The sequence below is a fragment of the Opitutaceae bacterium genome (assembly GCA_041395105.1).
Classification (GTDB): domain Bacteria; phylum Verrucomicrobiota; class Verrucomicrobiia; order Opitutales; family Opitutaceae; genus B12-G4.
In genome coordinates this window covers 328,092-350,383 of the sequence record JAWLBB010000001.1, presented here as the reverse complement: position 1 = coordinate 350,383, position 22,292 = coordinate 328,092, and the positions used below count along the sequence as shown (strand labels likewise).

Genomic DNA, 22,292 nt, shown 5'->3' with positions numbered 1-22,292 from the left:
CAGCAACGGGCTGGGAATAAGACGCATACTCATCGACCGGCCGAAGGCAACCCAAGTTCCATCGGACTGGTCCGGCGGACCGCGAGTCCGGGTCCGGACCTCTCAGAGCCTACGACTCCAGCTCCGCACTGCCCACCTCGGCGAGAAGAGCATCCAGCGCAGGCTTAAGGAGATCTGCCTGCCATCCCAGAAGCACTCCGGAGGTGGAACCGGGGTCCCGGGCCAGCTGGGCCAGCTGAAAACGACTCGCGATCAGGGTGGGATCGATCCCGATCCGGTTCGCTTCCTTGTCGCGGCAGGCCTTCAGGGCGTCCTGCCGGCGCAGCTCCTCATGGGAGAGCGGCTGTCGGTCGCTGGAATTGCGGGGACGGCGCGGGAGGGACTTGGGGTCGCGGCGTTCACCGCGCTTCAGGGCTTCTTTCAGACCCTTGGCCCGACCACGTTTGAAACCAGCAGGAAGTCCCTCGTAGACCTTGCCGATGGTGCCATCCGCCACCGCGTTGGAGAGCTTGATCAGGTAATCGTTGCTCATGACCTTGAACGGAGGACGATCCAGACGCCGCGCCTCTCCATCCCGCCAATGCCAGAGTTCATACAGGGCCACCAGGGCCTTCGGCGGCAGCCGATGGTGGGGGCCCACCTTCCAGGCAAACTCATCCTGCTTCGGAAATCCGGACTTGGCGGCCTCGATCTGCCAATCACATTTCTGCCGATGCCAATCCAGCCGACCAAGCTGGCGCAACCGGTCTTCGATGATCTTCTTCAGAGCCGGCAGGTGAGCGACATCGCCGACCGCGTAGCTGAGCATTTTGTCGGTCAGCGGTCGTTTCGACCAATCGCTTTTCTGGCTGTCTTTCGGGTGGTGCACACCCAGGCATTCCTCAAGAAGCGAGGAGAGCCCGATCCGCTTCATCCCGATCAACTGGGCCGCCAGCATGGTATCGAAGACCTGGGCCGGCTGAAACCGATCCAGTTCCCAAAGGAGACGGAGATCAAAATCGCTCCCGTGCATGATGAGGACCTTGTCCTTCAGGGCCGTCCAGAGAGGATGGAGGTCGATGCCTGAGAGCGGATCGACCAGGTAATCGTTGTCGCCGGCCCGTAGCTGAATCAGGCAGACGCGGGTTTCGTAGTGATGAAGATTGTCCGCTTCCGTATCGATCGGGACTTCCCGGACCTTGGCGAGGTCATTCAGGAGAACCTTGAGATCGGCCTGTTGATCGATGAAGACGAAGTCGGGCATGGACGCAGTCGGAGACACGTCGGCTATATGTCCAGATCCCGACTGATTTGCCAATGCTGCATTTAGCGCTCGGAAGAACCGGCGGATCATCCGTGGATCCACCCTTCCAGAAACTCCGAAATAAGGAGGGGGAGTTCGGAGCTGTAGCCTCCCTCGAGGATGGCCGCGGTTGGCAGATGGGCCTCGGCCAACCATTGGCCCAGGATACCGAAGTCGTTCTTATCCAGAGTCATCTGAGTGATGGGATCGTTGCGGTAGGCATCAAATCCGGCCGATACCAGCAGAAGATCCGGCTCGAAGGCAAGAACCGCCTCCCACGATTTCCTGAGAATCGCCATATGCGTCGTGGCGGGAGTCTCCGGCGCCACCGGGAAGTTGAAACAGTTGGCAAATGTTTCCGCGCCGGTTCCCGGATAGCCCGGAAGCTGATGGACCGAAGCGAAGCGGATCCCTTCGACACCCTGCACGATGGCCTCGGTTCCATTCCCGTGATGGGCGTCAAAATCCCAGATGGCCACCCGCCCCACCCCTTCGGCCCGGGCGACGAGGGCCGCGATGGCCACGTTGCTCAGGTAACAGAATCCCATGGCCTGATCCCCCGTCGCATGGTGTCCCGGGGGGCGCATCAGCGAGAAGACAAGGTTACCGGCCAGGGCGGTGCGCATGGCCGATACCGCGGCACCGGCCGAACGCCGGGCAATATCGGCGATGCCCTCGTAATGAGGCGTGTCGGCATCGAACGGCCGGGCTTCATGAATCCGCTCCCAATGCCGCCTTGAGTGGGCCAGAAGCAACTCCGATTCCGGGATGAGTTCCGGCCGGCGCCAATCGGCCGGTTTGACCGTCTCCTCGAGGAGCGAAGCCGTCTGGGTGACCCGCTCCGGGCGCTCGGGATGACCCCGCATGGCATAGCCCGCGCACTCTGGGTGATAAAAGAAGACCATGTTCGAGAACCCGCATTGAGCCAGAAATACCTGCCCTTGAACAGAAAAAGACGTGTCCTACTTGAGATCACTCGGTAGGCTTGCCCGAAAGCACCCCCCTTCGATGTCAAGCCGATCCGTTTCGACCAATCCCTCCCGACTCTGCCGTCTTCTGATTCTGAGCTGTCTTCTTCCGTTGGGCTGGATTCCTGTCTCCGGAAGTCGCATTCCCGTCGAGGACCTTTTCAGAGAGTCTCAGGCAGCCGCTTTCAGCCTCTCGCCGGACGGGCAGTATATCGCCTTGATTGGCCGCAACCCGAAGGGAAAGAAGTGCCTCTACGCCCGGAATCTTGAAACCGGCGCCACCCAGTCATGGACGATTGACGGAGGAGGCAACGAAGTCGCTGAATACTCTTGGATCAGCAATGAGAGACTCGTTTACCGGGTCAGCCGTTATCAGTACTACTTCCGCGGTCTTTATTCGGTGCAGCGTGACAGAGACACCATCAACCAACTTGATTTTGAAGCGGTCAACATTGTGGTTGATCCTCTGATGGGGCGCGATTCGGTCCTCGTCCTCCGACGCATTGGTGATGGTGAGATCACCCCTTTCAAGTCTTCTCTGGTCGAAATCGATTCTGTCAACGGATACCCGATTGAAACCGTCTGGACTTACAATGACGGCCTGCCTCTGAACACCATGACCGACCTGTCTGGGCGGGTTCGACTCATTCAGACTTTCGAAAAGGGAGAATACCAGTTTCGTCTCCGTTCCCAACTCCACAATGGTTGGAGTTCCCTGGACTTTCCGCACGATGTCAATCTGCTCAGTTTTGGACCGAGCGGAGAAACCATTCTTCTCTCCCATTATTTCGGCAAGGATCATTCGGGTCTCTATCGGTATGAGCTCGATAGAGAACAACCCGGAACGTTGATCTATGAGGATCCCGATTACGATCTGCACACCTCCGCTCAAGTGATCCTCGATGTGGAAAGGAAGGTTCCCCTGGGGTTCCGTTACCAGGCAGATCACGAAAAGACGGTCTGGTTCTCACCGGAAATGCAGCAGATTCAGGCGATCTGCGATCACCACAATCCGGATACCATCAACCGGATCGTCAGTGCCAATCTGAAAGCCGGCCGGTTCCTCTTCCAATGCTACAGCGACCGGCAACCGTCGATCTATCGCATGCTCGACTATGGGCAACGTCGGATCACCGATCTGTGGCCGACTCGGCCACAGATCGATCCGGGGACGATGGCCCCGACCGAGTCCATCCAATTCGTCACCCGCGATGCCCTCAGTATCCGGGGCTACCTGACCCGGCCGATCTCCGGAAGTCCGCCGTATCCCACCGTTGTCATGGTTCACGGCGGTCCCTGGGCCCGTGATACCTGGGGATTTGATCCCGAGGTTCAGTTTCTCGCCAATCGGGGGTACGCGGTCCTCCAGATCAACTTCCGCGGCTCCACCGGGTTTGGTTTCCCGATCAGCGAGAGACTCAAGGGTGACCTGGAAGGGATGAACAATGACTTGGAGGACGGCGTCCGCTGGGCGATTGCCCAGGGGCACACCGACGCCAACCGTGTCGGCATCATGGGCGGGAGTTTCGGAGGATATGCCGCCCTTTACGGGGTTGCCTTCAAACCGGACCTCTACAAATGCGCGATCGGCAATGTCGGCGTCTACGACTGGCCCCGCCATGTCGACGAGAAGAAGGGCGATCTCTCCAACTACGTCTTTGACTATTACCAAGACATCTGGGGTGAAGACTACCGGGAACATCTGGAGCAGGTCTCTCCACTTTACCGGGCCGCTCAGATCAAGGCACCCGTCTTCATTGCTTATGGCCGCGATGATCGGCGGGTAAAGCCCGAGCAATCGAAATTGATGATCGCGGCCTTGAAGAAGGCCGGAAATGAGCCCGAGGTCTTCTCAAAATCCTGGGAAGGCCATGGTTTCTTCGACGAGGATGTCCAATTCGGCTACTACCGGGCGATCGAAGCCTTCCTAAAAAAGAACCTCTGAAAAACGTCGATGTTCCTCTCCCGATCACTCTTGGCACTCGTCCCGGGCCCGACGCTTTCGGTGGTGTCACCGCCGGAACAAGGGGAAGCAACCTACCCAGGCAAAGCAGATGCGAGACCCGGGACGATAAGCCCGATTCAGCGGGATAGGCGTGCCCGGACACAGAAGAGTCCGGAAAAGAGGCGCGGAACCCTCCTGGACGACCGCCACGGCTGTTTCCCGTCCAGGATGAGGCTACGGTCTGTCACTGCCCTCCCACCACTTCAACGTATTCTTCGCGGAGTCGCCATGCTGGTCCTATTCGGCCCGGCTTTCGCCGATCCGATTGCGGTAGAGACTCTCTTCAAGGAATCGAAAGCCGACAATTTCACTCTGTCACCGGACGGGCGCTATATAGCCCTGATCGCCGAGAACCCGGAGCACAGACGAGCCCTCTACGCCCGCGATCTGGATAACGGTGAGACTCACTCGTGGACGCTCAAAGGCGGCAACGCCTACGTGAACTCGTATTTCTGGACCAGCAACGAATGGCTGTATTTCACCTCCGCCCGGCCATCGCGGGGGATGGTTGATTCTTTCGTTGCCCGACGGGACTCGGACAAATTCCGCGTCACCGATTTTGAGGGCCGCACCAACCTGATGGTTGATGCGCTGATCGACCGTGAACCCATTCTCGTTTTGCGCCCTTCGGAAGTGGAATCGTCCCTGGTGGAGATACATTCCGAAACGGGCGTGCAGCTCAAGACGGTTGCGACCTACCGCGGTTACGTTCGTGGAGCAACCACTGATCTCAATGGCAATCCGCGGATTCTCCGGTTGGGTGAGGAACGCCTCGAAGAGCGACTGATCCATCGGGCGGCGGACAGCGAAAGCTGGGAACCGCTCGGTCTGCCAATTGATGCGTCCCTATTGGGCTTTGGTCCCGACGGGACGACCCTGCTTGTTTCCGACTACTTCGGCCGGGATCGTTCCGCTCTATACCGCTACAATCTGGCGGCGAAGGAACTGAGCGATCCGCTATTCGAGGATCCGGTTCACGATCTTCATTCGACGGCCCGACTCATACTGGATGTCAGCCGAAAGCGGCCGCTCGGCATCCGCTACGAAGCCGATCGTCTGACCACGATCTGGTTTTCACCGGAAATCCAGCAGGTCCAGCAGATCCTGAACGACCGCTATCCGGAAACCATCAACAGCATTCTCGGCATCGACCTCACCCAGGGTCGCTTTCTCTTCAGTTCCTACAGCGACCGCCAACCCCTGATCTACCGCCTGCTCGACTACGCGCAGAAGAAAATCAGCGATCTTTGGCCGACCCGACCGCAGATTGATCCCGCACTGATGGCGTCAACCGAAGTGATCACCTTCAGCAGCCGCGACGGCCTCTCCCTGCGCGGCTACCTGACCACTCCACGTGAAGGTCAGGGGCCTTTTCCGACCGTTGCCCTCGTCCACGGGGGTCCGTGGTTGCGGGACACCTGGGGCTTCAAGCCGGAGGCGCAGTTCCTCGCCAGCCGCGGCTACGCCGTCCTGCAGATCAATTACCGCGGATCTGCCGGCTTCGGGCGAAAGATCTCGTATCAGCACCGCGGCGACTTGAAAGGGATGAACGACGACATTGAGGACGGTGTTCGCTGGGCGATCAAACATGGATACACGGATCCCGACCGGGTCGGCATCATGGGTGGGAGTTTCGGCGGCTACGCCGCGCTCTACGGAGTGGCGTTCAAGCCTGAACTCTACAAATGTGCCATCAGTGAAGTCGGTATCTCCGACTGGCCCGAACACATCGACAGTCTGAAGAAGGATCGGGAATATGTTTATCAACTCATGATCGAGTATTTCGGACCTGATTATCGGCAAACCCTCGCGCCGCTCTCTCCGATCAATCAGGTCGACGCGATCACCGCGCCTGTCTTCATTGCGTTCGGCCGGCAGGATTCGAACGTCAGCCCGAGTCAGTCCAAGCAGATGATTCAAGAGCTGACCAGGCGCGGACACCCTCCAATCGTCTTTGCCAGGCATTGGGAGGGTCACGGGTTCTTTGACGAAAAAATCCAGTCCGACTACTACCGGGCGGTCGAAACCTTCCTGGCGGAGAATCTCTAGTGCGGGAATTGGGCGTGCCTTTCGAGCGCCGTCGGCCTGAAATGAGCCCATGAAGGTGATTGTTCTCTGCAGCGGGGGGATGGATTCGGTCGTCGCCCTCCACCAGGCCCATCGGGATCACGAAGTCCTGATGGTCCTCAGCTTCCATTACGGCTCCAAGCACAATGACCGGGAGATTCCCTTTGCCGCTCATCATGCCAAAGCACTCGGCCGGCGCCACGAGGTGGTGCACCTTGACTTCATGAACCGGCTCTTTCGCTCGGATCTGCTCCAGTCCGGAGGAGCCATCCCGGAGGGCCACTACCAGGAAATCACCATGAAACAGACCGTGGTGCCTTTCCGCAACGGGATCATGCTGAGCATTGCCGGCGGACTGGCCGAGAGCTGCGGGGCCAAGGCGGTTGTCATTGCCGCCCATTCAGGGGATCATGCCATCTACCCGGATTGCCGGGAGCCCTTCATGCAGGCCATGGGGGACGCCATCCGTCTCGGGACCTACGAGGAGATCGCGCTCCTGCGTCCCTTCATCGATCGGAACAAGGCGGGGATCGCGCAGATCGGCGCCGATTTCGGCATCGATCTTTCGAAGACCTGGTCGTGTTACGAAGGCGGGACCATCCACTGCGGCCGCTGCGGCACCTGCGTCGAGCGGCGCGAGGCCTTTATCGTGGCCGGGCTGCCCGACCCGACCATCTACGAAAGCACGGATCCCCTGCCACCGGCGCCTTCCGGTTGACGCCCGGACCGTTCTTCATTTCCGTCGGGCCGCCGTGCGCATCGCTGAAATCTTTCACTCGGTTCAGGGCGAGGGTTCCCTTCTGGGGACTCCCTCCAGCTTTGTGCGCACATCGGGCTGCAACCTCCGCTGTAGCTGGTGCGATACTCCCTACGCGTCCTGGCAACCCGAAGGGCCCGAGATGAGCGAGAAGGAAATCCTGGAGGAGATCGAAAACCGCGGTGCCCGCCATGTGGTGCTGACCGGTGGAGAGCCGATGATCGCCGCCGGTATCCACAGCCTCGCAGCGGCGATCCGTGGCTCCGGCCGCCACCTGACGATTGAAACGGCGGGAACCGTCGCGCCGGACGGGATCGCCTGTGACCTGGCCTCGATCAGTCCGAAGCTGGCCAACTCCTCTCCCGGCGAAAAACTCGGTGAGGCCTGGCGGCGGCGGCATGAAGGGCGTCGCTGGCAACCGGAGGTCGTCCGCGCCTGGATCGAAACCATCCCCTTCCAGCTCAAGTTCGTGGTCTGTGATCAGACGGATCTTGAGGAGGTGGAATCGATGATCGCCCGGCTCGGTCCACTCGTCCGACCGGAGAACGTCTTTCTCATGCCCGAGGGGATCGACCTCGAAACCCTCCGGCAGCGGGCGGCGTGGCTGGTCGGGATCTGTCTTCGGCGCGGTTACCGTTTCGGGCACCGGCTCCAGATCGAGTTATTCGGGCACACCCGGGGAACCTGAGGCTTGCGGACAGGATAACCGGGAACGTCGGTAAAGTTCCGGAGAATCCGATTGTATCGCCCCGGGAGGCAGTCAGAATCCCTGCCAAACCCAACCACCATGAATACACGAATCTGCCTTACCCTGCTCGCGGCCGTTTCCTGGACCGCTTCCTACCTCGCCGCCGAAACCGATCCCGTGGTCGAAACCGTCAAGGAGGCCATGGACTATTACAAGGAGGGCGACTATGCCGGGGCCGCCGCATCCCTCGACTATGCCTCGCAGATGATCCGCCAGAAGCGAAGCGAGGGGTTGACCGAATTTCTGCCCGAGCCGCTGGAGGGGTGGTCGGCCGAGGACGCCTCGTCGCAGGCATCCGGCGCCGCCATGTTTGGCGGGGGCACGTCAGCCGAACGCGAATACACGAAGGGCGATGCCAACGTGAAGGTCCAGATCATGACCGATTCACCCATGCTTCAGGGCGTCGCCATGATGATCAACAACCCGATGTTTGCCGGCGCGGACGGAGGCAAACTCGAGCGGATCAGCAAGCAGAAGGCCCTCGTCAAATACGATGACGGCGACCGCTCCGGCTCGATCAATCTGATGGTGGCGGGGACGATTCTCATCACGATCGAGGGCAACGACGTCGACCTGGACGATCTCCGGGCCTACGCCGAAGCCATCGATTACGCCGCCATCGCGGCTCAGATCTGAGGACCGGCGTTGATCAGGGGCGCGCGCCCTGTAGGAGAGGCTTTATGCCTCGATCCAGCGTCAAATCGAGGCATAAAGCCTCTCCTACATGGGAGAATACCGGTGAGTCGATCAGGACGCCTTTCAGCAGCGCGCCGGCCTCGATTCAGCATCAAATCGAGGCATAAAGCCTCTCCTACAGGGGAGAAAACCGGTGAGTTGATCAGGACGCCTTTCAGCAGCGCGCCGGCCTCGATCCAGCGTCAAATCGAGGCATAAAGCCTCTCCTACACGGGAGAATACCGGTGAGTCGATCAGGACGGCTTACAGCAGCGCGCCGGCCTCGATCCCCGCCGCGCCCGGAAAGCGTTTCCTCCAGCCCTCCACGGCTCGCACGAAAGCGTCCACCTGGGCCGGGGCCGCGCCGACAAACCGTTTTGGATCACTGACCAGGGCCTGCAGGCGTTTCTGATCGAGAGGCAGGCGGCTGTCGCCGGCCAGGCGTTCGATCAGGTCGGCCTCCTCTTCCCTTCCGGCCCGCCGGGCGGCGGTCGCGGCCAGGGCATGTTCCTTGATGGCGGCGTGGGCCGATTCACGACCCGCGCCGGCCTTGACCGCCTCCATCAGGATCGAGGTCGTCGCGAGGAAGGGCAGCTCCCGGCGGTTTTCCGTTTCGATCGCGGCCGGAAACGCCTCGAACTGGTCCAGGACGGTGAGGAAGGTTTCAAGGAGGCCGTCGAGGGCAAAAAAGGCGTCCGGCAGGACCACCCGCCGGACGACCGAACAGGAGACATCCCCCTCGTTCCACTGGTCACCGGAAAGGCCGGACGCCATGGTGACATGCCCGGCCAGAATCGTGGCAAAGCCGACGATACGTTCACAGTTCCGGCAATTGATCTTGTGCGGCATGGCGGATGAGCCGACCTGGCCCTTGCGGAAACCTTCCGTGGCGAGGCCGTATCCGGCCATCAGGCGGACGGTCTTGGAGAAACTCGAGGCGCCGGCCGCCAGCTGGCTGAGCGCACTGACCACATCGAAATCGAGGCTGCGCGGATAGACCTGGCCGACGTTCTGCAGCACCCGGGCCAGACCGAGATGCGCCACGACCTTCTCTTCCAAAGCGGCCACCTTGGCCGGATCGTTCTCGAAAAGCGTCAATTGATCCAGCTGGGTTCCGACTGCGCCCTTGAGGCCGCGCGCCGGATAGCGGGCGACCAGATCATCGAGGCGCTCCACCGCAATGAGCACCTCCTGCCCGGACATGGCGATCCGCTTGCCGAGGGTGGTGGGCTGAGCCGGCACGTTGTGCGTCCGTCCGGTGATCATCAGATCCCGATACCCCTTGGCGCGACCCGCCAGCCTGGTCAGGGCGGCCACGCTCTTCAGGCGGGTCAGCTCGAGCGAGCGAAAGACCTGCAATTGTTCGACGTTTTCAGTCAGGTCACGGCTGGTCAGGCCCAGGTGGATCAACTCCCGCCCGGCCAGGCCGTTGAACTCCTCGATCCGGGCTTTGACATCGTGAAGAAGCACCCGCTCCCGCTGATCGATCGATCGCAGATCGACCTGGTCGCGGACCCGTTCGTAGTCGCGGATAGCGGCGGCCGGCACATTCAGGCCCAGCTCGCGCTGCGCCTTGAGCACCGCGATCCAATAGTCGCGTTCCAGGCGGATGCGCCCGGCCGGGGACCAGATGGCCCTCAGGGCGGCCGAAGCGTAACGCTCGGCCAGGACGTTGGGAATGGTTTCGACCGATTCGTTCGTGGCGGGCTTTTTCTTCATCACGGATTCAGGGGCCGATCAGCGGGCCGCCCAGAGCAGGCCCCGCCGCTGGATCTCAAGGGCTTCGGGCACCTTGAAATCGTCCGGCACATGACCGAGGGAACTGTAGAAAACGCGGCCCTTGCCATAGTGCCGTTTCCAGACCACCGGCATGACGGTGCCGTTGATCCAGTCGGTCGACCGGTCGACAAAAGTGGTCGTGGCGAGGACCTCATTCGAGGGATCCGTATGCATGAAGTACTGCTCCGAATGCATCTGGAAGTCCTTCAGTCCCTTCGTGATGGGGTCGTCGTGGTTCACGATATTGACGGTATAATCGATGATATTGTCCGGGTGCGCCACCCACTGGCCGCCCACCATGAACTGGTAGTCGGTGTCGTTGCGGAACGAGTCGCCCATCGTGCCGTGGTAGCCGCCGAGGCCCACACCGCTCTTGACCGCTTCCCGCAGACCCTCGGACTGCTCCCGGGTGATCGTGCCCATCGTCCACATGGGAACGATAAGGGAGAGACCGGCCAGCTTTTCGCGGTCAAGGTAGCTGTCGAGGTTGTCCGAGACTTCCACCTCGAAACCCTCCTTGCGCAAGAGGTCGGAAAAGAGATCCGCACCTTCCTTCGGTTTGTGGCCATCCCAGCCACCCCAGACAATCAAAGCCTTTTTCATCAGATGCCCATTAGAGCAAACCCGGCGGGGATCTGACAGCAAAAAGCGGGTCTTGTTGTGGCCAAGGGGGTCTGTCCCCAATGGGGCACTCAGATTAACCCGGCCTCCGGCTCAGAAACGGCATTCTCTGTTCATCTGGTTGTTTGGTGTAGCCGCCCCAGTCTCTTGGGGCGTTTCGACATGGATTCGCGGCGAGAGACTGGATCGACTGGCTCACCACCGATGCCGCGACTACAGCTCGTGGACTGCCTGAAGACCCGCACTCCTGAAGCCAATTCGGATTGAACCGATTCAATTCCTTACGGACTTGCCATCCGTCGACAGAACAGCCAAGATCTCCTCCGTTCCAATCCGGACAATCCACCCCGCAACCTCCAACCCTTCACCGCTGCATGACAACCCTTGCGACAATTGAGACCTGTCCTGTCCCCGCCAGCGGCTGCGGTGGCGCCTGAAGGCGCTTCTTTTGAGTTTCTCAAGGCCGATCCCGCGGGGGTCGGCCTTTTTTGTCGCCCGGGACCGACCCGGTCCTGTTTTTCTTCTCCCTTCCAGACGCGGAATTCCGCAAAGTCTCCTGTCTTCTCACGATGAATCTCTATTCACTCGGCTGGGATCCCTTTTTCGAGAAACACTTCCAGCCTCATTCTGCCAACGGGCTCATCCCCGCGCGGGTCGCCGTTGAACACGGTTCCGCTTACCGGCTGCTCACCGAGGACGGTCCCTCGACCGCACGCTGCAGCGGCCGTTTCCTGCATCAGCTGATCGACCGCTCCGACCGGCCCACGGTCGGGGACTGGGTGGCCATCGCCCGCAAACCCGGCGCTTCCCAGGATGATATCCAAGCCGTCCTCCCCCGCCGTACCCAATTCTCAAGGGCGGCGATCGGCAAGGAAGTCGCCCGCCAGGTCATCGCGGCCAATATCGACACTGTCTTCCTGGTCACGGGCCTCGACCAGAATTACCGCCTCCGAAGGATCGAGCGTTACCTGGCGGTTGCCGCGGAGAGCGGTGCCGATCCCGTCATCATCCTGAACAAAACCGATGTCTGTCCCGATTCCGACGCCCGCCTGGCCGAGGTCGAGGCGATCGCCCGGGGGGTCCCGGTCATCGCGGTCAGCGCCATCACCGGCGAGGCGTTTGCGGAAATCAGCCTCTTCATCCGGCCGGGAAAAACGATCGCCCTGCTCGGGTCCTCCGGGGTCGGCAAGTCCACCCTGGTCAACCGCCTGCTCGGCGAGGAACTCCAGGATACCGGCGAGGCAAGGGAAAACGACGGGCGGGGCCGTCACACGACGACGACCCGAAACCTCATCGTCCTGCCGAACGGGGGCATCCTGATCGATACGCCGGGCCTGCGGGAAATCGGCATCTGGGATGTAGGCCCCGGCCTTGAGAGCACCTTCGACGACATCGCGGAACTGGAGCGGCGCTGTCGGTTCACCGACTGCAGCCATGACAACGAACCGGGGTGCGCCATCCGGGAAGCCCTCGAAGACGGAACCCTTGATCCCGACCGCTACATCAGCTGGCTCAAGCTCCTGAAGGAACAGGCCTGGGTTGCCCGCCAGCAGGACGAAGCTCTCAAGCGGCGTCACGCCGCCCAGTGGAAACGCATCGCGACCGCCTACCGACAGAAAACCCGTTTCGAACAGAAGCAGCAGGATCAGCAATAGACCGAGGCACGAACGTTTGGGTATCGCATCGCCAACTACAGCTCAAGGCCGAGGCTGAGGATGAACTTGATGCCCTCGACACGGGCCAACCGCACGGGCTCGCCATTGATATCGAGGTGACTTGGGATAGGCCCATTTTGATTGAGGACATTCCGGACGTTCAGACTCACGGTGGTGGCGTGATCGCCCATCCAAGAAGTCTCAATCCGATAACGAGCCAGAAGGTCCAGATACCACTCTGCCTTGCCATAAAGCGGTTGGGTGAGGTCAAGCAGTTCGAAACCCTCGTAAACCATTCCTCCGTAATTCAGAAGAGGCGCCTCGCGATAACGGAAAGCCCCGCCAAGTTTGAGACCACGAAAAGGACCCTCGGTGAAGCGATACATCGCGTTTAGGTTGACCCGAAGATCCCGGATAAAGGGGTTCGACTTGCCATCGTACGACTGAGTTACTTCTCTTCCATTGATACCCTTGATCACCTCGTTATCCCAATACGTCGCCAACGTCTCCTCGGGAATCTTGTCGTCCATCCGGGCTGTTTCCCATGTCCAACGACCGACAACCCCATCGCCATCAATGTCACTGGGATTCTCAACGCCCCCTTCCGGCACATCCAGCGTCTCATAGACGGGCAGGCGCTGATCCATCCACTCCCACCACTCCAATCCAATATCGGTTTCCGTAACCTCCAGGTCGGCAATGCTGAAGCGCATTTCAAGGCTGCTACCCAGGCGCCATCGTCCCGATATCTCGTAGCCCGAGGACAGTGCGTCGCTCATCACCATGTAATTGAATTGGCTCAGAGGAAGCGGGTCGGTGAACCCTATTCCTGAAGGACCGGTCAAGCGGGGGAAATCCGGATCAAGCTCGCGCACCCTGTTTTCAAGGATCCCCAGGATTCCCATCGTTCCGCGGTAAAGCGAGGGGTTCGGGCGCGAATAGACATCATATCGGTTGACTTCCAACGCAAGATCATCGCCAAAAAGCGAGAGCCTGATCCCGGCATCCTTACCTTCCCCATGAGAACCCGCATAACGATTGCCAAAGGGATCATGCCAGGCATCTGCTGGCAGCGTGGACTGTGATTGATGGTAATAGAACGAAAGGTCGGCCCGTTGCGGAAGATTCAACCAACCACGGAATGGAGCCACCGCGATCCCTTCCATATGGGTAGTCGCTGTACTGGCAAAACTGGGTTCCCAGGAACGAAAAGAAGCATCCCGAGAATGCGGTCTCAAACCCGTTGCATAATCTGCGCGCCAAGGGAGTTCAGCCGCTTTGATATCGGACGCGCGATAACCATAGGTCACGATAATTCGATCGTCCCAGAAGCTCCCCTGATAAGACAACTGGGTCACATCCTCTTGCCACTTCAGGGAGTTTCTGGTCGTTCCCCGAATAAGGCGGTGGCCTTCCTCGTCAAAAAACCCCGAGTTTTCCGGATCGATGGTAAACGAAGCGCCAGCACCATCAACCAGACTTAGCGGCCTGCCAATAACAAAAGGTCGATGAGGGACGACCTCGCCATTGGGTGGATCCAGGTAATAGCGAAACTTCAGTTCGGTGTAGTCCTGCCACGTGAGGTGTGGGTATTCATCAGGATCCAGTTCAGCTCCAGGGATATCGGGGTAACGTATGGCCCCGTTGGCCAGCACTTCCGGCATCACGGTGTATCTGCGGACCTGTCCTCTGGTCTCCGCCTGCTGCATGGAAGCGATGCCCACCAATCTGTGCATCCCCAGCCAGCGCACCCAACTGTCTTCGTTCTGATTGAAGTCATATTCATAGGAAAGCGCTGCCCTCAAGAAATCGGACTTCGCGGAGTTGTCCATATAGGCGGCGACCTCTTCCATGTAGAGTTTCCCGACATTCGGATTGAGGGTGACTCCATCCGGCAGATAGGCATTGGCATCGACTTGGATGGTTGTGGTGGCTCCGTCGACTCCGTAGGTCTCAAGATTCTCCATTCTCTCTGAATTTCCAGAGATTTCGAGGTTCAGTCCGTCAAGGATTTTCTGATTGAGAACCAGATTGAATATATTGCCAGTCGCGTGGCTCTGGTTGAGCGCGGCCATCAATGCAACATCCGTAGGGAAAACTGTATCATCGCGCAACGTATAGTGGACCCGCCAGTCCTCCAAAGCAGAACGACCTCTCCAAGTGTCCGGATATCGGATACCTACAGAATTTTCCCACGAAGCCAGAAGTCCCATGTATGAGCTGGTCTCATTTGGGACAATAGATATGGTTTTCTTGTATCCCGTAGTAAAGACCTGCTGCTGTTCCTCGAGGAGCCGTTTTTCCGCCCAGGCCAGATCGTTGAGGAAGATCGGTCGATCGTCCGTGTATCCCGAGTTTGGCAACTCGCCTGCCCGGTGCCATGTCGTGACCAGATCGTCGGGAAGCGATCGATTCGGGATGCTGCGCTCCAAATCGACCGTCTCGAAATAGCCTTGGATCACGGTATTTGTAAACGGCTGATAAGTTCCGGTCAGGAACAGCCTTCGATTGAGATCCCGACCCGGGTCAAACTCATACCGGTGATCGTCATAAAGAGCCGCAACTCGAACTGAGAGAATGTCCTCAACCAACAGCTGATTGTAATCGAGCTCGAATCGAACGCTCCCGTTTGAATCAACCTGCACCTCCAGGCGACCCCCATTTCTGTACTCGGCGGAGGTCGGAAGGGCGTTGATAGTCCCCGCAAGTTGAGCCGTTCCGAATAGAATGGAGTTTGGCCCGTAAGCGATCTCGGTCCGACTGAGATTGTATCCGTCGGTCGGGAGGAAAGTCGGGACATAGAACCGTGTCTTGCTATCCTGCGTCAACCCGCGAATCCTAAAAGGCCTGGCTAGACCTCCACCATTTTGGCTCCCCGACACCAATTCTCCACCAAAGCCGAGCCCCTCTACAAATTCATCGGGTGATTCCACATTTGTGGTGTAGATGGCGGCATCCTCGATCGAGTTAACGGCGAAATCCTCCATGAAATCCGGCGTCAAAACCTCGATCTGGGTTGCCAGATCTCTGTAGGGAGATCGGATTCCGGTTCCAATCAACGTATCCTGCGCCACCCAGCCTTCCGACGGGCTGACCTGGAAGGGCGGGAGTTCGATGACCGCGTCGTCGGGTTGGGGCTTGGGCGGGACGACGGACGGCTCTTCGATGGCCTGCCCGGCAGCCGCCGAGATCAGCAGGGGTATCCACAAGAAAGCGACCAACCATTGACCGTTCCCTTGCCGGAAGCGGGGAGCGCGGCGGCGGCTTGCAAAAAGATCCTCCACGACGGAACCCTCGGGGTGCATCGGCACCTGTCAGGGCGACACCGAGACAGGCTAAGCAATAACGATCGGGAAAACGTCCGTCGAGCCCGATTGAGCGTTCGGCCGGCCTCGAAAGTCATATAGAAGCGATGGTAGATCGCGTGATAACCCGGTCTTATATACCTCGTTGGTATCCAGAATTCCGGGATCCGACCCGTCCGCTCCCTGGCCTGCCTGCGTCGCCCGGGCGAACGACAATTTCCGGAAGAGTGCGGGTTCGCCCGGTCATCTGCGCATGTACCCAGTGGAGGACAGTCATGTACAGCTCCCGGCACCTCTGTCATGTTGACCTTGGGACCTCTGGGTATATCCTGACCGGAGGATTTATGGACGCGTGGCGCCAGGTGTCGGACCGTGCGCGCCGTGCCGGTGGCCCCTCAGCGGATGAAAGCCCATGACGAACGGTGATTCCAGCAATTCAGGTTCCCGGCTTCGTGAGATCTTCATCCAGGCGCGGGAGATCCCCGATGGCGGTGAACGCAAGGCCTACCTGGAAAAGGCGTGCGCCGGCGACGATGCTCTCCGGAGAGGAATAGACTCCTTGCTGGGCAAGGAAACCGCTTCCGAGGCCTTCCTGGAAGGGGCCACGGTCAGTCCCGGCCAGGTGGAACGGGAGAATCTCCTCGGCACGGTCATCGACCACTACCAGATCGTCGAACGCCTCGGGGAAGGCGGTTTCGGCGAGGTCTTCCGGGTGGAACAGACCGAGCCGGTCCGTCGCGAGCTGGCTCTGAAGATCATCAAGCCGGGCATGGACAGCCGGGAGGTGATCGCCCGGTTCGAAGGTGAGCGGCAGGCGCTCGCCCTGATGGACCATCCGAACATCGCGCGCGTCGTTGACGCCGGAACCACCAAGACCGGCCGACCCTATTTCGTGATGGAGCTGGCTCGGGGCAAACCCATCACCACCTACTGCGATCGGAAACAGCTCTCCATCGTGGATCGACTCCGACTCTTCGCGAAGGTGTGCGCAGCGGTCCAACATGCCCACCAGAAGGGCATCATCCACCGCGACCTCAAGCCGTCGAATATCGTCATCACCACGAGCCCGGCGACCGGGGAGGCCATTCCGAAGATCATCGATTTCGGAATCGCCAAATCGCTGCAGGGTCCCCTGACCGGCCGGACCCTGATCACGCAGCGGGAGGTGCTGCTGGGAACCCCGGCCTATATGAGCCCGGAGCAACTGGAACTGGGGAGCGACCGGCTCGACACCCGCACGGACATCTACGCTCTCGGGATCCTACTTTACGAGCTTCTCGCCGGTGTCCAGCCGTTTGAACGCAAGACGCTGGAACGAGCCGCCTTTTCCGAGGTGCAGCGCATCATTCGCGAGGTCGAACCGCCCAAGCCGTCCGACCGCGTCCACACGCTCGGAAAGAGTGCGGCGACCGTCGCCCAGACGCGGATGACCCCGAAACCAACCCTCGAACGCGCCCTGCGCGGCGACCTGGACTGGATCGTGATGAAGGCGATTGAGAAGGAACGGGATCGCCGCTACCAGGGAGCAGCTGAGCTGGCGGACGACATCAGCCGCTATCTTGAAAGCAAACCGGTGGAAGCGGGCCCACCGGATCGCGTCTACCGGATGAAGAAATTCGTCCGGCGCCACCGGGTGGGGGTTTCGCTGACCAGCGCCCTCGTCGTGGCGATTCTCACCGGATTCGTCCTGGTTACGATCGGTTTCACCCGGGCGAGCCGTGAGCGCGACCGTGCCCGGCTGGCCGAGTTGGTCGCCGAGGCCGAAGCGGTGAGGGTGAAGGCGGTGCAGAGCCTTTATGAGCCCTACCGCTGGCATGAACCCAACCTGCTCCGCCGCTACCTGATGCTCGGCTCGAACGAGGAGCCTGCACCCTCCAGCCGGGACCTCAGGGACTCACTGAACAACCTGGCCTCCCGCCTCGATGAAAATCCTCCCGGGCTGCAGGAGGTGGAGCGCCGGCTCCGGAAGACGCTGGCCGACAGCTATGTCAGCCTGGAAATGACTGCCGAGGCCATCGTCCAGCTCGATCGGGTGGTGGAGATTGCCAGGCAGACCTACGGCACGGATGATGTCCGTTATGCCGACAGCCTAGTGGACAAGGCATCGGCCCTGAATCGCGGATTCAGTGGCCTGGTGGAGTTCAGCTTCGGCTACTCCCACAGAAAGACCAACCCGGTGTGGCAGATCGAGGAAGCCGCCCGGCTCGGTGCGGAAGCGCTCGCCATCTATCGGCGCCATGATCATGTGAGCCCGTATGTGATGACCGCCCTTCAGATGGACGCACTGAACGACCGCGAAGGTTGCGACACCCAATGGCTGGAAATGGCGGAACTCAGTCAGAAGATCTATGGCCCGGATTCGATCATGACCCTGGGTTGCCTGCAGCAGCTGGCCATTTGTCTCGGCTGGAAGGGCCGATTCGAAGAGGCGGAGCCTCTCATCCTGCAATACCAGGAGGCACTCCGGCGGGTCGATGACGGGCCCTACACCATTCCTCACAGCATGGCTCCAACAGTCGGACTCTTCTACAACCGGGCAGGACGGCCAGAGGAGGCCGAGCGGATCTACCGGGAAGAAATCACCCGCCTGGAGAACAAGGTGCGGGGAGTATTCAATACGACCTATGGCGGCTCGCTTCTCCGGTTGGATAAGTTGCTCGACGCCCAGGGGCGCTCCGATCCCGAGGTCAAGGCCAAGCTGGCGCAGATTAACCTGTGGAGGGAGCTCGACCCCGCGCTCTGCAGGGTTGATTACGCCCTCCGGATTCCCGAACCAGGCCGCTACCGGCTCTACCTCCGGTGGGATGGATTTGATGCCAGGAGTGACAATATCGCCGTGCGCCTACGCGAGCTTCAGGACGGCGTGGGAGGTGAGATCGCGGATGTCTTTGGTCTCTGTATTCCGGGATTTCCCGGTGACGCGGATTTCGCGACGGTCGACCCCTGGCAGGATCGGGCAAACTTTGAAACCAACGGCAACCATCAGACTGGAACACACGCGACCGAGTGGCTGATCGAGGAGCCCGGGACCTACACACTCCAACTGATCGGCACCGAAACCGGCGCCGCGGTCGACGCCTTTATCCTGCAGCGTTCGGACTTGCCCCGCCCTGCCGGGGTGGGGCCCCCGCGGACCGCCCAGAATCCGGACCGGTCCTATTCGATGGCGGATGGCCGGGTTGTGGTCGAAGCCGAGAACCCCTCGAGCCGACTCCCGGGCCGGATTACGGATTGGGTTTCCGTTCCCGAGGACCTCGGCGAAGTCGTCGGCTACATCCATTTCACCGGCAGTGGCTACCTTCAGGTCCTTCCTGAAAGCGATGGCATCACAAACAGCGAACTCCTGCGCAATCGCTCCAGCGCCGCTCTGATCATGGGCGATCCGTGGAGAGCGCTCGAACTCACCGATCAGGCGGTCGCCCTGGATCCTTCGGCCGAAAGCTATTTTCGAAGGGGGTTGGCCAATGAGAGCCTGGGCGACTACAGGTGCGCCCTGGAAGACTTTCAAAAGGCCCTGGACATCAATCCAAACAATTGGGCGCCGTATCCGCACCTTTGGGACAGCCACCTCAGGGTGGGCAACAACGACGTCGTCATCGACCTGATCCGGCCCTACGTGGAAGTCGAGGGTGGCATGGAATGGCTCAAGTTGAAATACGCCCGGGCCCGCGCGAACAAAGGACTCTGGCAGGAAGCGATTGACGGCATCCAGCCCCAGGAACCCGGGGACACCCTCTGGCTCATGCGGGGTGATCTCTACGCCGATCACGGCCACTACCCCGAAGCAAGGCGGGAATACTCGAACGCCGTGAAGAACGGTCGAAGCAGTCTTCGCCCCTACGGCAAACTGGCTGCACTTTACCTCGTGGACGGCGACCGGGCGGCCTACGAAACCTGCCTGGAGAGTATACCCCCGCTCCGCGAGAACGACCTGGACAGCTATCGTCTCTATCTCTGGCAGAGCTCGCTCGGGCCAGACACCTGTCCGGATCCTGAGGGCTTGGAAGCAATCGCCAGGCACTTCCTCAAGCTGTCTGAGCCGACGACCGAAGAAGGCCGCCTGCACCGGGCGGAGCTGGCCGGTGCCGCCCTCTACCGGGCCGGCGATTTCCAGCAGGCAGTCGGTCTGCTCACGGAGGCCCAGGAGATCGACGCGAAGCCTTATGGCACCTACAGATGTCGCTCGATGTTCTTCGTGGCCATGGCCCTCCAGCAGGAAGGACGCACCAACGAGGCAATGACCTGGTTTGCGAGGGCCCGGGACTGCCTGGCTGAGGAACGGGAGTCGATCCCGGCCAACGAAGACCCGGCCTACCCCACTCCCTGGGACCATAAGGTCGCAGTGGAATCGCTTGAGCAGGAAGCCGCGAATCGACTGACCATCCGCGAAGAATTGGACCAATTTGCAGCCGGCAACTGATGCGCACCGACGATAGCACCCTCGCTACGACGACGGTCCGGACGGATCCTGAAACCGCACAACATGAAATCACGCGGATCCTCCAGGCACTGCACCAGGGCGATGAAACATCGACCAACGCCCTGATTCCCCTCGTCTACAACGAACTGCGACACCTGGCCGCCTACCGGCTGTCGCGGGAACGGTCCGCCCAGACGCTTCAGGCCACCGCCCTCGTCCATGAAGCCTACCTGCGCCTGCTTAGCCCCACGGAGCAGTCGTGGTCGAACCGTCGTCACTTTTTTGCCGCGGCGGCCGAAGCGATGCGGCGCATCCTTATCGAGAATGCCCGACGCAAGAAGGCGATCAAACGGGGTGGCGACATGGAACGACTCGATGTGGATATGGATGCGATCGCCGCGGAGACAACCGGAGTGGACGTCCTCGCGCTGGACGAAGCCATCCTGAGTCTCGAGAAAATCGATACCCCGGCGGCCGAGCTGGTCAAGATGCGCTATTTCGCCGGTCTGACCATGAAGCAGATCGCCGAGATCCTCGGTGTCTCCCTGCGAACGGCTGAGAATATCTGGGCTTTCGCCCGTACCTGGCTCTACCAGGAAATGACACGCAACGACTGAGCGCCGGCGCTCGGAAGGTGTCGTCGCGACACTACTGGTCGGACATGCATGATCTGACGGGTTGGGCAGGAGAGACTTACGCCTCGATTCTTGTGCAGACCGGCTCTGGATCGAGGCGTAAAGCCTCTCCTACACACTCTCGTGGATACCTGATACCCATCAGTTGATCAGCGTCAGTCCACTGGTGGTGAGCGGGTCGAACCCATCTCCCGCCTTGCCCGCGGAAGCGAAAGGCCAGGGGAAAGACGCGGGGGAACCGAAGGTAGGGCGTGGCTTGCCTGCCCTGGCGCAGCCAAGCGAAGACGGGCTCGCGCCTCTCCGATCCGCCGACCCCAAATTCCGGGATAACCCGTCGAAGACGCACGCAAGATGGGCCCTCACGAATTGTGGCTGATCTCCAAAATCTCCCGGAGCAGCTCAGCCCCGGAAAACATCAAGTCCACGATTCTGCGCTCCAGGTCAGGCGCTCTACGCAACCGGTCGGCGACAGAAAGCCTCACCTTCTTCTGCACAAATCACCTTAACCATGCGCACGTACCTAGTAAGGGGACATCACATTGGTGGCTCCGACAATCAGAAAGGACGTATCATGAAAAGAAGCTGCATCTCACTTTTCGTGGTCGGCGTATTGGTCGCTCTGATGTTCAACCCACTCGTTGCGGGCAACCAGAAATCCGGGGATCAGAGATCCGGCCCGATGATCATTCCGATCTCCGGGACTGGAGGTGACGAGGTCGTTTACGGGGTTGATAAATACCTATTTGATGATGAAGGAAATCTGATTGGCATTCGTGGGATGGATATAGAAATCACATCGATCGTCGACATTCCCATGCTCGGAATCGAGGGGTGGGTCATCCCCGTAAGGGGACTGCTCGATCTCGATTTCTATGGCGGGGACCCCTATATCCTGAAGTTTCGGAGCTAGGGATCAGGGATGGTCGGCGAAGATGAGCTGATACTGGAGAGTACGTTCGGTCTTCACAGGATCATATCCGCGACCATGACGGAGAAGTATATCACATCTACGGATGTCTTTGTCGCGGGACCATTGGAAGGTGTCGTCATGACGAGGGTATCACATACGGAGGAGCCTCTGGTCGATCCACCTCCTTTCACGTCCACCTTCACAGGCTTTCTCTACGTGCCCGCGCACGTCGATCTGGAAGACCTGAAGAACCAGGGAAAAAGGTTCGGGAGTCTGAACAAGTAGCCTCAAGGCAACCCGCCGCATCAAGCCGGCGGACTACAGGATCGGGACAAGCGGCGCTTCGCCGATGAGCGAAGCGCCGCAATCATTTGCATGAAAGGTATCCCTGGAGCCGCGGATCAGCCGCAGAGCGAGGTCAGGGGGCTCTATCGGGATTGAACGACCTTCTTCTGCACGTTTTCA

The 22,292-nt window shown here is 60.1% G+C and carries 15 protein-coding genes; 10 read left to right on the top strand and 5 right to left on the bottom strand.

Going from position 1 to position 22,292, the window contains the following annotated elements:
- Positions 1-109: 109 nt before the first annotated feature.
- Both R3F07_01515 and R3F07_01510 read right to left on the bottom strand, forming a co-directional pair.
- Positions 110-1,243 (bottom strand): HRDC domain-containing protein, encoded by a 1,134-nt coding sequence (locus R3F07_01515; protein MEZ5275040.1) that lies wholly within the window; start codon positions 1,241-1,243, stop codon positions 110-112.
- 86 nt (positions 1,244-1,329) lie between these two features.
- Positions 1,330-2,187 (bottom strand): histone deacetylase, encoded by an 858-nt coding sequence (locus R3F07_01510; GenBank protein MEZ5275039.1) that lies wholly within the window; start codon positions 2,185-2,187, stop codon positions 1,330-1,332.
- Positions 2,188-2,290: 103 nt separating this feature from the next.
- Here R3F07_01510 and R3F07_01505 point away from each other — a divergent pair, with 103 nt between their 5' ends.
- The 5 genes from R3F07_01505 to R3F07_01485 all read left to right on the top strand — a co-directional run bounded on the left by R3F07_01505 (position 2,291) and on the right by R3F07_01485 (position 8,463).
- Positions 2,291-4,195 (top strand): prolyl oligopeptidase family serine peptidase, encoded by a 1,905-nt coding sequence (locus R3F07_01505; GenBank protein MEZ5275038.1) that lies wholly within the window; start codon positions 2,291-2,293, stop codon positions 4,193-4,195.
- A 288-nt stretch (positions 4,196-4,483) separates the two neighbouring features.
- Positions 4,484-6,304 carry a prolyl oligopeptidase family serine peptidase gene (locus R3F07_01500; GenBank protein ID MEZ5275037.1) on the top strand — a complete coding sequence of 607 codons (1,821 nt, stop codon included), beginning with the start codon at positions 4,484-4,486 and terminating at the stop codon, positions 6,302-6,304.
- A 49-nt stretch (positions 6,305-6,353) separates the two neighbouring features.
- Positions 6,354-7,040, top strand: a complete 687-nt coding sequence (gene queC / locus R3F07_01495) for a 7-cyano-7-deazaguanine synthase QueC (protein ID MEZ5275036.1) — start codon at positions 6,354-6,356, stop codon at positions 7,038-7,040.
- Between the two features lie 34 nt (positions 7,041-7,074).
- Complete coding sequence (locus tag R3F07_01490; protein ID MEZ5275035.1) at positions 7,075-7,767, top strand: 7-carboxy-7-deazaguanine synthase QueE; 693 nt, start codon at positions 7,075-7,077, stop codon at positions 7,765-7,767.
- Between the two features lie 99 nt (positions 7,768-7,866).
- Positions 7,867-8,463, top strand: coding sequence for a hypothetical protein (locus tag R3F07_01485; GenBank protein ID MEZ5275034.1), 597 nt, complete (start codon positions 7,867-7,869; stop codon positions 8,461-8,463).
- A 303-nt stretch (positions 8,464-8,766) separates the two neighbouring features.
- On the opposite strand, the gene purB is transcribed toward R3F07_01485, so the two are convergent.
- Together purB and R3F07_01475 are read right to left on the bottom strand one after the other, a co-directional pair.
- Positions 8,767-10,221 (bottom strand): adenylosuccinate lyase, encoded by a 1,455-nt coding sequence (gene purB / locus R3F07_01480; GenBank protein MEZ5275033.1) that lies wholly within the window; start codon positions 10,219-10,221, stop codon positions 8,767-8,769.
- Positions 10,222-10,239: 18 nt separating this feature from the next.
- On the bottom strand, positions 10,240-10,884 hold the full coding sequence (locus R3F07_01475) for a ThuA domain-containing protein (protein MEZ5275032.1): 645 nt from the start codon (positions 10,882-10,884) through the stop codon (positions 10,240-10,242).
- Between the two features lie 587 nt (positions 10,885-11,471).
- Here R3F07_01475 and rsgA point away from each other — a divergent pair.
- Positions 11,472-12,557: a ribosome small subunit-dependent GTPase A gene (gene rsgA / locus R3F07_01470; GenBank protein MEZ5275031.1), complete on the top strand. Its 1,086-nt coding sequence runs from the start codon at positions 11,472-11,474 to the stop codon at positions 12,555-12,557.
- A gap of 35 nt (positions 12,558-12,592) precedes the next feature.
- Here the strand turns inward: rsgA and R3F07_01465 are convergent, their stop codons facing one another.
- Complete coding sequence (locus R3F07_01465; GenBank protein MEZ5275030.1) at positions 12,593-15,841, bottom strand: hypothetical protein; 3,249 nt, start codon at positions 15,839-15,841, stop codon at positions 12,593-12,595.
- Positions 15,842-16,274: 433 nt separating this feature from the next.
- Here R3F07_01465 and R3F07_01460 point away from each other — a divergent pair, with 433 nt between their 5' ends.
- From R3F07_01460 to R3F07_01445, 4 genes are all read left to right on the top strand, one after another.
- Positions 16,275-20,282: a protein kinase gene (locus tag R3F07_01460; protein ID MEZ5275029.1), complete on the top strand. Its 4,008-nt coding sequence runs from the start codon at positions 16,275-16,277 to the stop codon at positions 20,280-20,282.
- A complete protein-coding gene (locus tag R3F07_01455) occupies positions 20,282-20,899 on the top strand; it encodes a sigma-70 family RNA polymerase sigma factor (protein MEZ5275028.1) in 618 nt (205 codons plus the stop codon). The genes R3F07_01460 and R3F07_01455 overlap by 1 nt, the downstream gene beginning before the upstream one ends.
- A gap of 589 nt (positions 20,900-21,488) precedes the next feature.
- Positions 21,489-21,827: a hypothetical protein gene (locus tag R3F07_01450; protein ID MEZ5275027.1), complete on the top strand. Its 339-nt coding sequence runs from the start codon at positions 21,489-21,491 to the stop codon at positions 21,825-21,827.
- Between the two features lie 75 nt (positions 21,828-21,902).
- Complete coding sequence (locus tag R3F07_01445) at positions 21,903-22,112, top strand: hypothetical protein (GenBank protein ID MEZ5275026.1); 210 nt, start codon at positions 21,903-21,905, stop codon at positions 22,110-22,112.
- Positions 22,113-22,292 lie beyond the last annotated feature (180 nt).

Excerpts from the sequence above, each read along its gene's own strand:
- R3F07_01515 (MEZ5275040.1), bottom strand. The coding sequence starts at position 1,243 with ATGCCCGACTTCGTCTTCATCGATCAACAGGCCGATCTCAAGGTTCTC.
- R3F07_01510 (MEZ5275039.1), bottom strand. The coding sequence starts at position 2,187 with ATGGTCTTCTTTTATCACCCAGAGTGCGCGGGCTATGCCATGCGGGGT.
- R3F07_01505 (MEZ5275038.1), top strand. The coding sequence starts at position 2,291 with ATGTCAAGCCGATCCGTTTCGACCAATCCCTCCCGACTCTGCCGTCTT.
- R3F07_01500 (MEZ5275037.1), top strand. The coding sequence starts at position 4,484 with ATGCTGGTCCTATTCGGCCCGGCTTTCGCCGATCCGATTGCGGTAGAG.
- queC (MEZ5275036.1), top strand. The coding sequence starts at position 6,354 with ATGAAGGTGATTGTTCTCTGCAGCGGGGGGATGGATTCGGTCGTCGCC.
- R3F07_01485 (MEZ5275034.1), top strand. The coding sequence starts at position 7,867 with ATGAATACACGAATCTGCCTTACCCTGCTCGCGGCCGTTTCCTGGACC.
- purB (MEZ5275033.1), bottom strand. The coding sequence starts at position 10,221 with ATGAAGAAAAAGCCCGCCACGAACGAATCGGTCGAAACCATTCCCAAC.
- R3F07_01475 (MEZ5275032.1), bottom strand. The coding sequence starts at position 10,884 with ATGAAAAAGGCTTTGATTGTCTGGGGTGGCTGGGATGGCCACAAACCG.
- rsgA (MEZ5275031.1), top strand. The coding sequence starts at position 11,472 with ATGAATCTCTATTCACTCGGCTGGGATCCCTTTTTCGAGAAACACTTC.
- R3F07_01460 (MEZ5275029.1), top strand. The coding sequence starts at position 16,275 with ATGACGAACGGTGATTCCAGCAATTCAGGTTCCCGGCTTCGTGAGATC.
- R3F07_01455 (MEZ5275028.1), top strand. The coding sequence starts at position 20,282 with ATGCGCACCGACGATAGCACCCTCGCTACGACGACGGTCCGGACGGAT.
- R3F07_01450 (MEZ5275027.1), top strand. The coding sequence starts at position 21,489 with ATGAAAAGAAGCTGCATCTCACTTTTCGTGGTCGGCGTATTGGTCGCT.
- R3F07_01445 (MEZ5275026.1), top strand. The coding sequence starts at position 21,903 with ATGACGGAGAAGTATATCACATCTACGGATGTCTTTGTCGCGGGACCA.